Annotated in this window: 14 protein-coding genes; 2 read left to right on the top strand and 12 right to left on the bottom strand. The window is 53.0% G+C overall.

What is annotated here, in order from left to right; translation table 11 throughout:
- Positions 1 to 76: 76 nt before the first annotated feature.
- Together QWT68_RS00935 and QWT68_RS00930 are read right to left on the bottom strand one after the other, a co-directional pair.
- Positions 77 to 1,417: an Nramp family divalent metal transporter gene (locus QWT68_RS00935; protein ID WP_290149095.1), complete on the bottom strand. Its 1,341-nt coding sequence runs from the start codon at positions 1,415 to 1,417 to the stop codon at positions 77 to 79.
- A 167-nt stretch (positions 1,418 to 1,584) separates the two neighbouring features.
- Positions 1,585 to 1,947: a winged helix-turn-helix transcriptional regulator gene (locus tag QWT68_RS00930; RefSeq protein ID WP_040285865.1), complete on the bottom strand. Its 363-nt coding sequence runs from the start codon at positions 1,945 to 1,947 to the stop codon at positions 1,585 to 1,587.
- Positions 1,948 to 2,087: 140 nt separating this feature from the next.
- Here QWT68_RS00930 and QWT68_RS00925 point away from each other — a divergent pair, with 140 nt between their 5' ends.
- A complete protein-coding gene (locus QWT68_RS00925) occupies positions 2,088 to 2,687 on the top strand; it encodes a nitroreductase family protein (protein ID WP_431312212.1) in 600 nt (199 codons plus the stop codon).
- A 55-nt stretch (positions 2,688 to 2,742) separates the two neighbouring features.
- Here QWT68_RS00925 and QWT68_RS00920 read toward each other — a convergent pair whose 3' ends face one another.
- Complete coding sequence (locus QWT68_RS00920) at positions 2,743 to 3,957, bottom strand: helix-turn-helix domain-containing protein (RefSeq protein WP_290149092.1); 1,215 nt, start codon at positions 3,955 to 3,957, stop codon at positions 2,743 to 2,745.
- A gap of 119 nt (positions 3,958 to 4,076) precedes the next feature.
- Here QWT68_RS00920 and QWT68_RS00915 point away from each other — a divergent pair, with 119 nt between their 5' ends.
- A complete protein-coding gene (locus tag QWT68_RS00915) occupies positions 4,077 to 5,372 on the top strand; it encodes an MFS transporter (protein WP_290149089.1) in 1,296 nt (431 codons plus the stop codon).
- Positions 5,373 to 5,417: 45 nt separating this feature from the next.
- Here the strand turns inward: QWT68_RS00915 and QWT68_RS00910 are convergent, their stop codons facing one another.
- The 9 genes from QWT68_RS00910 to QWT68_RS00870 all read right to left on the bottom strand — a co-directional run bounded on the left by QWT68_RS00910 (position 5,418) and on the right by QWT68_RS00870 (position 13,571).
- On the bottom strand, positions 5,418 to 6,437 hold the full coding sequence (locus tag QWT68_RS00910) for a TolB-like translocation protein (RefSeq protein WP_040285869.1): 1,020 nt from the start codon (positions 6,435 to 6,437) through the stop codon (positions 5,418 to 5,420).
- Entirely contained in the window at positions 6,434 to 7,069 is a 636-nt protein-coding gene (locus QWT68_RS00905) for a hypothetical protein (RefSeq protein ID WP_290149087.1), read from the bottom strand. The genes QWT68_RS00910 and QWT68_RS00905 overlap by 4 nt, the downstream gene beginning before the upstream one ends.
- Before the next feature lie 114 nt (positions 7,070 to 7,183).
- Complete coding sequence (locus QWT68_RS00900) at positions 7,184 to 7,741, bottom strand: GNAT family N-acetyltransferase (RefSeq protein ID WP_040285871.1); 558 nt, start codon at positions 7,739 to 7,741, stop codon at positions 7,184 to 7,186.
- A gap of 95 nt (positions 7,742 to 7,836) precedes the next feature.
- A complete protein-coding gene (locus tag QWT68_RS00895) occupies positions 7,837 to 8,856 on the bottom strand; it encodes a TolB-like translocation protein (protein ID WP_040285872.1) in 1,020 nt (339 codons plus the stop codon).
- A 2-nt stretch (positions 8,857 to 8,858) separates the two neighbouring features.
- Complete coding sequence (locus QWT68_RS00890; protein WP_052461692.1) at positions 8,859 to 9,737, bottom strand: permease prefix domain 1-containing protein; 879 nt, start codon at positions 9,735 to 9,737, stop codon at positions 8,859 to 8,861.
- The gene (locus QWT68_RS00885) at positions 9,734 to 10,057 is read right to left on the bottom strand and encodes a PadR family transcriptional regulator (protein ID WP_040285873.1); all 324 of its coding nucleotides are present in this window, start codon (positions 10,055 to 10,057) and stop codon (positions 9,734 to 9,736) included. Before QWT68_RS00885 ends, QWT68_RS00890 begins: the two co-directional genes overlap by 4 nt.
- A 154-nt stretch (positions 10,058 to 10,211) precedes the next feature.
- Positions 10,212 to 10,799: an ankyrin repeat domain-containing protein gene (locus QWT68_RS00880; protein WP_040285874.1), complete on the bottom strand. Its 588-nt coding sequence runs from the start codon at positions 10,797 to 10,799 to the stop codon at positions 10,212 to 10,214.
- Positions 10,800 to 10,891: 92 nt separating this feature from the next.
- Positions 10,892 to 12,808, bottom strand: coding sequence for an FtsX-like permease family protein (locus tag QWT68_RS00875; RefSeq protein WP_290149081.1), 1,917 nt, complete (start codon positions 12,806 to 12,808; stop codon positions 10,892 to 10,894).
- Entirely contained in the window at positions 12,795 to 13,571 is a 777-nt protein-coding gene (locus QWT68_RS00870) for an ABC transporter ATP-binding protein (RefSeq protein WP_040285876.1), read from the bottom strand. Before QWT68_RS00870 ends, QWT68_RS00875 begins: the two co-directional genes overlap by 14 nt.
- Positions 13,572 to 13,654: the final 83 nt, after the last annotated feature.

The following is a 13,654-nucleotide window of genomic DNA, read 5'->3' as shown; positions in this document are numbered from 1 at the left end:
CTATCATACTAAAAACTCAGGACGTCTGCCACCTCATCCGCCAAAAAACGCCTCTGCGGGCAGAGGCGTTTTCCAGTCAGCCAAGATCATGGCCTGTGATGACGATATAGCCGATCAGGAACACATTCAAGACGATGATGACGACCGTGCTGATCCATGCCAGCAGCTTGACCGGCAAGGAGTTCACGAACTCCCCCATTTTCTCCCTGTCACTCGTGAACTTCACGAGTGGCACGACTGCAAACGGCAGCGCGAGGCTCAGGATCACCTGACTCCACAACAGCAGTTCCCCGGTTCCTTTCGACCCTGCAATCCACGTGACGATGAATGCCGGAATGACCGCGAGCAGGCGGGTGATCAGTCTGCGCAGCCAAGGAGAGATCCGGAGGTTGATGAATCCCTCCATGACGATCTGGCCGCTGATCGTACCAGTGATCGTCGAGTTCTGGCCGGAGGCAAGGAGCGCAACCGCAAACAGCGTACTCGCTATCCCCACACCGAGCGTCGGACTCAGCAGTTCATAGGCCGCTTCGATTTCTGTCACCTCGAGGTCCGTACCGTAAAACGCAGCCGCTCCTAAAATCAGGATGGCGGAGTTGATAAGGAACGCAACCGTCAGTGAAAATCCCGAGTCGATCAGCGAGAACTTGATGGCTTCCTTCTTCCCTTCCTGGGTCCTTTCGTAGTTCCGCGTCTGGACGATGGATGAATGGAGATACAGGTTGTGCGGCATGACGGTCGCTCCCAGAATTCCCAGGGCGATGAACAGCATACTTGGATCTGTAACAATTTCCGCATGAGGGACAAATCCTGCAAACAAGTCGGACACGTCCGGATTGGATGAAATCACTTCAAATACGAACACCGTGAAAATCGTGACCATCAGCACAATGACGATCGCTTCGATGATACGGAATCCCTTGCTCTGCAAATAGAGCAGCAGCAGGACATCCAGAGTGGTGATAGCGATACCTGCCAGCAGCGGGATGCCGAACAGCAGATTCAGTGCGATGGCAGACCCGATCACTTCAGCCAGATCGGTCGCGATGATCGCAAGCTCTGTAATGAGCCAGAGGAAGACCGATGTCTTCTTTCCAACGGACGCGCTCGTGGCCTGTGCCAGGTCCTTCCCCGTAACGATGCCGAGCTTGGCAGAAAGCGACTGCAGCAGCACAGCTATTAAACTGGAGATCAGAATGACACTTAGCAGCAAATAACCGAAACGCGCCCCGCCCGCTATGGAAGTCGCCCAGTTGCCCGGATCCACATACCCGACAGCTACGAGTGAACCAGGACCGGCAAACGCCGCCAGTTTGCGCCAGAACCCTTTTTTGTTCCGGACATCGATTGTACTATTGGCCTCCTCCAGGCTAATTCCGGAACTTTCCCGGAACCAGCCGCCTTTGCCCTTTCCCATGAAACGCCACCTCACTATCTTTCCCTTGTGCAACTTTTTAGATGAAAAGCTTTTTAATGTTTTACAGCATACCACGATTTTTCAATTAGTAAATTAATTTGCTCGCCATTGGTAAAACGATCAGAAACCGTCCAGCCCAGTCTGAACGGTTTCTGCATCACCTAATCTCATTCTGCCTGGTCTTCGATTGTCCTGAACGTCTGCTTGTGCAGGACATGCCGGGTGCCCCATTCATGCATCGCCTCGAGGATCGGACCGAGCGTCAGCCCATACTCAGTCATGGAATATTCCACTTTCGGCGGCACTTGCGGATAGACGGTCCGCTCAATAATATCTTCATCTTCCAGTTCTCTCAGCTGCTTCGTCAGCATCTTCTGCGTGATGCCCGGCATGCTGCGTTTCAGCTCGCTGAAGCGCTTCGTCCCTTCGTGCATCAGATGAAGGATGATCACGGGCTTCCACTTGCCGACAACGATACCGAGTGCCTCTTCCACTTTGCATTGTGAGACTTCGACTTTCTCGCTTTCCATCCTATCCATCCCCCAATAGTTTCTTTTTAGATACTATAGCACTTTAAAGTGCGTACTTCCACAATGGACAGTCGATGACTATACTAAAAGGGAAGCAAACGAAACTGCGTTTTGCTTATTCAACCAAGGAGGAATCCATCGTGTCCAACTCTTTTTTAAAGTCTGTTGAAAACCGGCGTTCCATTTATGGAATCAGCAGTGAGCCGATCCTATCCGACGAGCAGCTCGAAGCGCTCATCCAGCATGCCGTCAAGCATACCCCATCCGCTTTCAACTCACAGACCGCCCGTGTCGTCCTTCTGCTCGGCGAACAGAGCGACCGCTTGTGGGAGATCACAAGTGACACATTGAAGAAAATCGTTCCTGCCGAAAACTTCGGGTCGACTGCACAGCGTATGAAAATGTTTGCAGGCGGTTATGGCACCATCCTCTTCTTCGAAGATATGCAAACCGTCGAAACGCTGCAGGAGCAGTTCGAAGAATATAAAGACAACTTCCCGACATGGTCGCAGCAATCATCCGGCATGCTGCAATATGTCATCTGGACAGCGCTGTCGGATGAAGGCTACGGCGCAAGCCTCCAGCACTACAACCCACTCATCGACGATGCCGTGAAAGCCGAGTGGAACCTGCCGTCATCATGGAAGCTGATGAGCCAGATGCCTTTCGGTAAAGTTGCAGCACCTGCATCCGACAAGGAGTTCATGCCTGTCGAAGAACGCATGCACGTATTCAAATAAACGAACGACAAAAAGCAGGGAGCGCCGCATACCGTGCGCTCCCTGCTTTTTTTGTTCAGACGCCCAGCCGGCCAGCGGTTTCTTCTACAAAGTGTGCATAGGGAGAATCCGGTAACTGCGCCATATTCTTTTTCGCAATTCTCGCAAGGTCTCTTGCGTACGCCAAATCCCCGATCTGTTCTGCGCAAAGTGCCGCATAGGCATCCTTTTCATAATAGATGGACAGGTCAAATGGATGATGGATCTCTTCCGCAATCACTACCTTCTCCAGCAGACGCAAGGCTTCCCTGTATTTTCCCGTTCCATACAGTGCTTTCCCGCGTTCCAACAGAAAGAAATTCCGGAAGAAATCAACCTCCGGTATCGGCTCCGGCAGCTCATCAAGTTTTCGAAGTGCCCCTTCGCTGTCCCCCCGCATGGAATTCAGCTGGTGGATCCGCATCAGTTTCGTATACCAGATAGCGTGTTCGTCCTCCGCAAATTCACCATACTGCAGAATCTTCCGCTCGTAATAATCCAGCGCCACTTCATCGCCGTCAATGACCGCTTTATATGCAGCCACACGATATAGCTGTCCGATCTGATAGAAAATACGATGTTCTTTCGAATACGCAATCGCTTCCTTCAATAGCGTTGTGGCAGTTTCCGTATCATTTACCGCAAAGCGCATGAGCACCTCATACGTGTAAAAATCCAGATGGGTCAGCGGATCGATATAGCCGCTCCCGCTGGTCACCTCACCTTTTTCCTCCATCAGACAAGCGAGCGCTTTTTCATAATGATGCTCCGTAAACAAAACAAGTGCCCTGAAAATCCCAACAGCTGCACGGCGCGGCAGAATATTGAGCTCTCCGTATAGTTCCGATGCCATTTCCACGGCTGGCTGCCAGTCCGGCCGCTTCAAGTGAAATTGCAAGCGGCCATAAATTTCGAGCAATCTCGCTGCTTCATAGCCCCTTTTCAGCTTAGGTACGAGTGGCTCGATCAGATTCACCGCTTCATCATAAGCAGCCGAATCCTCCGACTTGTACAGTTGTTCCGTCTGGTCGAGCAATTCACGCAGTTCACTGCCGCTCAGTTCTTCCAGAAGTTCCGATACTTCCACTTCGAGCCGTCCTGCCAAATAATTCAAACTATCCATGGAAGGATTCGCTTTGTTATTCTCAATCAGACTGAGCATCCCTTTCGTCATCTGCTCCCCTGCGCAAGCTTCCAATGTCAGCTTCCGTTCTTTCCGCAGAGTCCGGATCCGTTCGCCTAATGTAGTCATGATGCCTCACTCCCGTCCGTTTGCATAGTTTAATTATATTAAACTTTCGCTTGAAATGGAAGCATCCTCATGATACCCTTTGTTTAATTCAATTAAACTTTCAGAATGGAGTGGGAATTATGGACGGCACCTCCGTCAAACTGAGACGCGCCACCTATCATCTTTGGACGTTCACAGCGAGCAAGCTGATCGGCTCGTTCGGCGCGCAGATCTACTCGTTTGCCATCAGTTTCTATATTTTGCAGCTGACCGGCTCTGCAACCAGCTTTGCCGCCAATCTCATCTGCAGTATCCTGCCGCGTACGCTGCTCGGACCGTTCGCGGGATATGTCGCCGATACGTATTCACGCAAGCGGGTGGTCATCACCGCCCAGGTCGTCTCCACCGCGGCTATCATTGTCCTGATGGGGATTAGTATCCTCTACGGATTATCCCTGCCGGCGATTTACGGAACGACGGTCGTGCTGTCGATCGCCTCCACTTTCTCGGGTGTGGCGTTCACGTCATCCATCACAGGTCTTGTCGATGAAGACCGCGTGCAGCGCGCTATGTCCATGAACCAGATGTCCATCTCCCTGTCGGCCATCGCAAGTCCGGCGGTCGGCGGTCTGCTGTATGGATTCGTCGATATGCCTGTTTTCCTCATGCTCTATGCCGGCGCCTCCCTTCTTGCCGTGCTGCTCGAGTCGACGATGGATTTCACATTGTTCGCCGTCAGGGCGGAAAAAGCGGAAGGTGCACCGAAGGAGAAGATGCTTGACAGCATGAAAGCGGGGGTCGCCTACGCCCGTCTGCAGCCGCTCCTGATGGCAATGATCTGGGTCGCACTGCTCGTCAACTTCCTGTTCGGTGCAGTCAGTGTCGGCTATTCGTTCATCCTCATCGAAAAGCTGAAGATCCTGCCGGAGCATTTCGGTCTGATCGAAGGCGCCACTGCGGTGGGCGCACTTCTTATGTCCGTGTATTTGGCAGCCCGGAAGCCGTTCAAGTCCCCTCTGCTTGTTTCGAAATGGGGAATTCTCGGTCTCGGCATCCAGATGAGCCTGCTGGCACTGCCGCTTCTCATCCTGCTCCCTTATGGCGGAATGTTCGGATACTACGCTATACTCGCGCTCATCTCCGGCTCGGTCATCCCGCTCATCAACACGCCTCTACAGGTATACATGATGAAACTGATTGAAGACGACTACAAAGGCCGTGTATTCTCCATTCTTGAAACGATGGCGATGGCGCTCATGCCGCTCGGGATGGTGCTGTTCGGCTTCCTGTATGATGTCCTTCCTGCCCCGTGGATTCTATTCGGATCGAGTATACTGCTCATCTTAACGGTTTTCGTGCTGCTGCGGGCGTCCGTCCTTAAGTCCGTTTCGGAACCTGCAGTTTCACTTCCGATAGAGACTGCCGCAGACCAATAAAAAAGCTGCGACTGCCGGGAACTTTCCCGCGGTCTCAGCTTTTTTTCATTTCCGATCCAGTGACATTTCCTCAAGAGCTGTTCCGTCAGGCTCCATCCGGAATAGCGCCTGATCGGAATACATCTCGCCGAACGCACGGTCGACCATGAAATAGACGGCTCCATCCGCCCCCTGGATCGGGGAACCGGCGTAGGCATGGAGTCGGGTCAGCTGCCGGATCTCCTGTGTGTCCCAGTTGTAGGAGAACAGTTCGTACTCCAGCATGCCGTCCTCACCCGTGCCGGCAATTGCCTGGTAGATGAGTTCCGCCCGGTCGGGGACCAGTACGAAATCATACAGATCGGAGGTGTCTTCCGGTATGCTGATGATCAGTTTGCGGTCCGGCCGATCGATCGGGATTTTGAAGATCCTCCCTTTCACGGACAGTTCCCCATCGGCCGCCATCCCTTCTTCCTCGTCCATCTGGACATAGACGGCGTTTTCATCACCGGACACCTGGAGCGAAGACATGCTCTGCTGCGACATATCTGTCAGCCGCTCACGCCGGCCGCTCTGCATATCGTATCGATGGATATCGAAGTCGTATGGAAACAGGCTTGCTCCCGGGGAATAGCCGGAGAACTTTTCAGCCTGCAGATAGAATAAGTGATCCGGTGATTTAGGGTCGGCCATCAATTCCGTTATGATGTCCGGAACAGTGAAAACCTCTTCGCTCTGCCCGCTCCCCAAATCCGATTTAAACAGTGTGCTTGTACTGTTTTCTCCAAGTTCTTCATCGGAAACGATGTAATACACAGCTTCGGCATCCGGTGTGATAGCCAGATCCAGTATCGACCGGTCGTCAGGCAGCTGGACGATCTGCCTGCTGTTCTCCGTCTTCACATACAGCGTCGGTTTCCCTTTTTCGTACGCAGTGTAGGCGATGATGCCATCTGCCGAGACATCGAACTGCCCGGTTAGCCCCTGTTCCTTTTCCGCAGCCGGGACACGGTACATGTATCCAAGAAACAGACATGCCCCGGTCATCGCGGCAACGACCACCAGCATGGCGAACCGTTTCTTCATATCCATCCCTCCCCGGCTGTGATCGTGCGCCACAAGAAGTAGAGGACGAGCGGCAGAAGGAGCTGCACGATACCAAGCCCGAGACGGAGCAGCCGGTTTTGTCTCCCGCCCAGCAACGCCTGCCCGCTGTAGAGGGCAGCAAATAATGCCAGCGGGATCCCAAGCAGCCAGACTGCACCCCGGCCGTCCTCACTGAACAAGTAATACTCATACAGCAGCCGGGCTGTACCAGCGGTCAGCAGGAAGCCGAACACTATGTTGACGACATGGAGGAACCGGCCTTCCCGCCGGTCTGCAGCCAGGACCGAACAGAGGGCGGCCGCTGCGAAGGTCATGGCAAGCCAGCCGGTCAGCTGGACCACGAATGCGTACCCGGACAGCACGGCAAGCCAGATGCCATAGGCGGAACCGCCAGCCGCCAGAAGCACCAGCAGCACAAGTGCAGCCCGGCGGGATGAACGATCAGCGGCTCCCATGCCCTTGTACATCAAGACGGCTGATACCGCGGAGACAAAGACGAGCCAGGCCATATGCGCATCACCGAGCGCAAACAGATCAGTCAAATAGATGCAGTATGCAAAAACCAGTGATGCTGCTCCTGTCAGAAGGAATAGTCTATTTTGCAAATTCATCCGAACCATCTCTCCCGTCTTATACCGTACAGTCGTTTCCTCAAGATTACCATTGAGCCGGTTAGGTGACAATGGACTATTTGAATTTGCCGTTGGAGGCCCAGGGCTTCTGCCTCATTTCCCCGGAATAGGGGTGATCCTGCCGAGCATGATGGCGTCATGATAACAGCCTTCGATGAAATAGTGATCCCGGAGCCTGCCTTCCTGTTCGTAACCGTTCTTCGCGAGAATGCGCAGTGAACCAATGTTTGCGTCCACAACTTCCGCCCGCAGCTTATGGAGTCCCAGCGTGCGGAAGCCGAACCCGCTGACCAGGGCAGCCAGTTCCGTTCCGAAGCCGTTGCCCCAGCTGGACTGTCCGATGACATAGCCGATCTCGGCCTGGTTCGCTTCATCGTCGAAGTTGAAGAGTATGACCGTCCCAATAACAGTCTGACTCGATTTCCTAATAATGGATGAATACAGATGGGTGCCTTCCACTTCACGCCCGATAAGTGTCTGAACGTGTTCTTCGGTCTCTTCGATACTTCCCATCTGTTTCCAGCCGATGAACCGCGAGACCGCTGGGTCGGAGGCGAATGCGTGGACAGCCGGTACATCCTTCATCTCCAGCGGTTTAAATTCGATCAGATCCCCTGAGAGTGCATGGAACTGCTCCTTATGACGATTCATGAAATCCCTCTTTTCAATATGTATGCGACGTCATTTGCTGCCAAACAAAGTATAGCCCCCTTCCGTCATTACGCGAAAGGGGGATCGTCTTTTTGTTACTCGTTGAGCGGCACATGCTCAGTATCCCCGGTTTCAAGATCCATCCGGAACAGAGAGTAATCGGGCTTGCGGCCCGCAAAGTTGTAGTCGATCATGTAATACAACTTACCATCTGCCCCGTACACCGGCCGTGCCGCGTGCTCTTTCTGAAAGGTGAGCTGTTCGTTTTTCATCGTCTTCCAGTTGAAGCCGAACAATTCATATTCGAAGATCCCGTCATCTCCTGTACCGGCGACCGCCTGATAGACTGCCGTCTCCAAGTCGGGAATCAGCGTGAAGTCATAGACATCGTCCATCTGCATCGGCATGAAGAGCAGCTTCGGCTGGTCCGGGTGCTCCAACGGTATCTGGAAGATCCGCTGTTTCGTCTCGAACACATCATCGGCTGTCCCGGCACCCGAATCGTCGTCCATCTGCACAAAGACGCTATGCTCTTTTCCGGACACTTGCAGGGACGCCATATTGTACTTCTTGAAGTCTGTCAGCTTTTTGCGTTCCTGCTGTTTGATATCGTATTGGTGAATATCGAAATCATGCGGCTGCTCGGCGGCGATCGGTGAATAATTCTCGAAGACATCCGCCTGCAGATAGTACAGCTCATTCGGCTCTTCTCCGTCCAGTGCCAGTTCCGTAATGATGGCGTCTTCCGTGAACAGGATGTCATCGGTGCCTGCGGCTGTATCCGCTTTATGGACTTCGCTTTTCACTGTGCTGCTCCATTGTTTATCGGAACTGACATAATAGACAGTTTTCCCGCCAGGCATGATGACGAGATCCGTGATCGCCCGGTCGGACGGCAGCTGGGACGTTTGTTTCAAGTTACCGTCCTTTACGTAAAGTGTCGGCTTCCCTTTTTCGTAGGTAACGAATGCGATCGCCCCGTTATCCGAGATATCGTAGATACCGGTGAGCCCCTGCTGTTTTTCATTATCAGCCACTTGGAAATTGAAACCGAGCAGAATACAGGTCGTTGTGGCAAAGATGATTGCTGCGGCCAGTACGGTGATCTTTTTCATGATCAGGCACCTCCCCTGACAGTGAAGATCCATAGGCCAAACAAGGCGAACGGCATCAGCAGCTGCAGGGCCGCCATCACCCAGGCGGTCCGCGGCCGATGCCGCTTCAGCAGCGTCAGCTGCAGTGCGTAAACGGCACCCCAGACGACGAGCGGCACTCCAAGTTTCCAGAGGTCCAGGTAGCCGTCCGACGCAAAAATCAGATATACCCATAGGAAGAAGAGCGTTCCGCATATGAGCAGCAGTCCCATGAACAGATTGTAATAATGGAGAATCTTCGTCCCGGTCTGGAGATTGATATCCGTGGCCGGCACATCATAGATCGTCGTCCGGAAAATCAGCACCAGGCCGAGGAGCAGCACGATCGCGTCATAGATGAGGAACACCGTCGAATATGGCTTTTCAAGGTCCATCGCCAACAGCAGCCCGGCGCCCATGACGGTCAGATGGACAACGAGCAGCGTATTCATGACAGCGCGGCGGTTGAGCGAGGCGACTGGCCGGAGTATCAGAAATAGCATGGAGGAACTTGTCACGACACCGAGCAGAAGCCAGCCATAATGCATATCCCCCATGACGAACAGCTGGCTCAGATAGAGACCGTATGTCATGAGAAGCGATGCAATACTGAGCACCAACAGCATCTGCCGGCGATATGGATACATCGCCTGCTGCAATGTTTTACCGACATACTTGCCATCCCCGAAACTTGTCATCGCCATCTGTTCCGCCTCCTTTTCACTGTATCCGTTCCGTTTGTAGTCGGCCGCCGCACATTCCAGGTGGACGAGCAGCTCCTCGCACAAGTCTTCGCGTTCATCGCGGCTGCAGTCGGTTTCCTGGACAACACTGTCCACGAACCGCTCGAATGACGCATTCATGTGAGACCTTCCGAACTTTTATGGACGAGTTCGTTCATCCAGTCCCAGTTCTCTTTCTTCACAGCCTGGGCTTTCATCCCTTCGTCTGTAAGTCGGTAATATTTCCGTCTGCCGCTGTCCGTCTGCTGCCAATAGGACGCCACCCACGCCTTTTTCTCGAGCCGTTTCAATGCGGCATACAGCGTTCCTTCACTCATTTCATACGTGTCATCACTCAGATCCTTCAGCACTTTGACGATTTCATACCCGTACATATCCCGGCGTGAAATCAGTGACAGGATGAGCAGGTCCACACTGCCTTTCATCATTTCCTGATCCATGCAACCACCTCGTTCCAGAAGATTATTTCACCACCTCGCATTGCAAGGGTCTGTCTACTTCCAGAATACTGCAGACACCCTCGTAATGCAAGGGCCGAATGGAAAATAAACCCGATGTTTTGGGATCACCAAAAACATCGGGCTTACTTGTGGATTATCCGGCCGCTTCGAGGATGTCCGCAATCTCCAGGAATCCTTTGTCTTTCGCATGCTGAAGCGGCGTCTTGCCATCGTTATCCGTTATGGACTGATCGGCGCCGTGCTTCAGGAGAAGCTTGACGATTTCCTGCTGCGGGATTCCGCCATCCCCGAGAACCACGGCTTCCAAAAGCGCCGTCCATCCGAGCCGGTTCACATGGTTCACGTCGACGTCTGTTTCGGTCAGCAGCACATCCACCATCTCGACGTGTCCGCGCTCGGATGCCGGAATCACAGCCACTCCGCCGTACCGGTTGGTGATCGACGTATCTGCGCCAGCCTCATAAGCAAGCCGCACGATATCGATGAACCCTTCCGCGCCGGCATACAGGAAGCAGTTGTTCTGCAGGTTATCCTGTATGTCGACGTCTGCGCCCGCGTCAAGCAGCGCTTTCACTGTCGGTGCATCGTGATTATATGTCGCAATCATCAGCGCGGTCCTGCCGTCGCTGTCCTGCTCATCCAAAGGGACGCTGCGGCCGATCAATTCCTTAACTTTTTCTGTATCTTCCGCTTTCGCTGCTTCAATAAGTTCAGCTGACATCGAATCACTCCATTCCCTAGTCCATTCCCACTCAGGCGGCCGGTCAATCCTGTCTAGTAAGACCCGGAAGCCTTACATACGGAGGTTGCCGTTCATAACGCGGTCTTCATCGTCTTCCTGTAATAACCGACTGTCAGGATAGCAAAGACGAGATAGATGGCGACGTACACGCCCATCGCAATCATCGTCGGGATCCGGATGTCCGACATGAAGATGAACGAAGCGGACTTTACAGCGAAGATGGAATGCAGCAGACCGATGGCGAGCGGAAGCCCGAAGACGAAGAGCTGTTTCTTCATGATCCCTTTCATGATTTCCGGGATGCTGAATCCAAGCTGCCGCAACGTTGTATAGCTCGCTTTCTCCTGTTCCGCTTCCGTCATCTGCTTGAAGTATAGGATACTGCCAGTCGAAATGAGGAATACCAATCCGAGGAACCCGGCAATGAAGATCAGTACACCGGTCGATTGCAGGGATTGCTGGTAAGCGGAGTAATAATCATCTCTTTTGCCTTCGCTTGGAATCTTCCCATAGAGTGCATATGCTTCTTCCAGATCTGACTCACTATTGATCGTGAATACATAGGCTCTTTTAAGTGCCTCCGGATTTCCGCTGAGTACAGAGGACTTGATCATCTTGAATTTCTCGGCGCTGACCACTAAAGTTTGCTGGAAATCGTACGTGTTGAACGCATTCCCTTCCGCAAACTTTTCAACTTGTATGCCCTCTCGCGCACCGTCCGGCTGAATTGTCAGCCCAACAGGCACTTCCGTGTTCTTCAGCAGCCAGTAGACCGGTCCGTCAAGTACCGTTCCCGATTGCCGGCCGCTGATGCGGACCGGATGACCGGACTCCTCCATCTGCTCAGCATTCACGACACGCAGGGATACCTCCTTATCCAGGAATGTCGCGTTCAATGATTTCTCGTATTCCCCATCGACATACAATCCTTCAATTACGGAGGAACGGTATGGAATGCCAGCGCGTTCAAGTTCCGTTTCAAATTGTTTCGCCGCCGCCTCGTCGTTGTCATACATGTAATCGTATGGTTGCAGAAGCCGGGTCTCTTTCTCCGCAGAATAGTAGGACGAATACGACGAGGCCAGCATTGTCAGTGTCATGGCGGACAGGACGGTGATGATAGTCAGCGAGTTTGCGTTCGATTTCATACGGTGCATGAGCGGCGCAATCGACAGACTGTCGGCTACTCCAAGATGACCATTCTTCCCTTTACGTATTTGGTAAAGCACCCAGCCGATTGTCACACGGAACAGCAGATACGTACCGAGGATGACAGAACCGAGCACCAAAAGCATGTTGACGAACAGCATGGCATTGAGCATCCGGCCGGACAGCCAGTAACCAAATGAGATAAGGGCGATGCCGGCGATTGCGAGTATGGCAGATACAGCCGTCTTCGGTTTTTTTATGTTCTCTCCGGTTCGGTCTCCTTTGAACAGGGCGATCAGTGTGCTCCGTCTGACAGCCCATATCATCTGCAGGGAAGTCAGCAGCAGCAGTACGAGGAAAACCAGGACAGTCTGAGCGACGGCGGCTCCGGAAAACGACAGGGACAGAATCCCTTCCAGTCCGACCAGCCGCATCAGCAGCAGGAGAAAGACCCTGGATACGAGCAATCCGGCACCAATCCCGATAGCGAGCGCTCCCGTTCCGAGAATCAGGTTTTCGGCGACCAGCATCCGGCTGACAGTAAACTTTGACAGGCCGACCAGCTGATAGAGACCGACTTCCCGGCTTCTGCGCTTCAAGAAAATACTGTTCGCATAGAGAACAAATACACCAGCGATGCATAGCAGCAGGATGCCGGCGGCCTTGAACGCCGATGACATCTTAAGGGAACCCGAAACCTCGGCTGCCACCATCTGGTCATGCTGCAAGGAAGCGAAAACGAAATAGAGCACCACGCTGACGATCAAAGCGAAAAAGTACAGATAATAATGCTTCAGATTTTTCCTCATACTGCGGAGGACAAGGTCAAAGAGCGTCAACAGTGTCACCCCCGAGGATTCCCTGGACTTTCAGGATTTCCTGGAAAAACTGCTGGCGCGTCCGGTCTCCCCGATACAACTCCGAGTACACTTTACCGTCTTTCAGGAAGACGACCCGGCTGCAGTAGCTCGATGCGGCTGGATCATGTGTCACCATCATGATCGTCACCTTCCGTTCCCGGTTCACCTGTTCGAGCGTACCCAGCAGCGAAGCCGCCGATTTCGAATCCAAAGCACCCGTCGGCTCATCTGCGAAGACGATGGACGGCTCATTGATGAGTGCGCGTGCAGCAGAGGTCCTTTGTTTTTGACCTCCTGAAATCTCAAACGGATATTTATCCGCCAAATCCAAAATTCCGAGGATGCGGGCAATCGATTTGAACTGTTCTTCCGCTGCAGCCCGCTTAACTTTTCCTACCGAGATGGGCAAAAGGATATTTTCTTTCACGGTCAGCGTATCGAGCAGATTATAATCCTGGAAGATGAACCCGAGCTGGTCACGCCTGAACTGGGCGAGCTTGCGGTCATTCATGGATGAAACAGGTGCACTGTCGATCGTTATGGCTCCTTCCGTCGGCCGGTCGATGGTTGCCAGCACATTCAGGAGAGTGGTTTTTCCGGCGCCCGACGGTCCCATGATGCCGACAAACTCCCCTTCCATTACACGCAAATCGATCCCTTTCAGTACTTGCTGCACCTGTTTGCGGACTCCGAATGATTTCCGGAGGGACTCCGCCTGAAGCATGGTATGTGAGTGTGTCATAGTATTGCCTCCCTGTTTTCTTATACGTCCACTTTACGTCAGACAAACAGCGGAGTCGTTCGATTCGGATGACAATTTGCCAT

This window comes from Sporosarcina trichiuri (assembly GCF_030406775.1).
Taxonomy (GTDB): Bacteria; Bacillota; Bacilli; order Bacillales_A; family Planococcaceae; genus Sporosarcina; species Sporosarcina trichiuri.
This window is presented reverse-complemented; position numbering and strand designations above follow the sequence as displayed.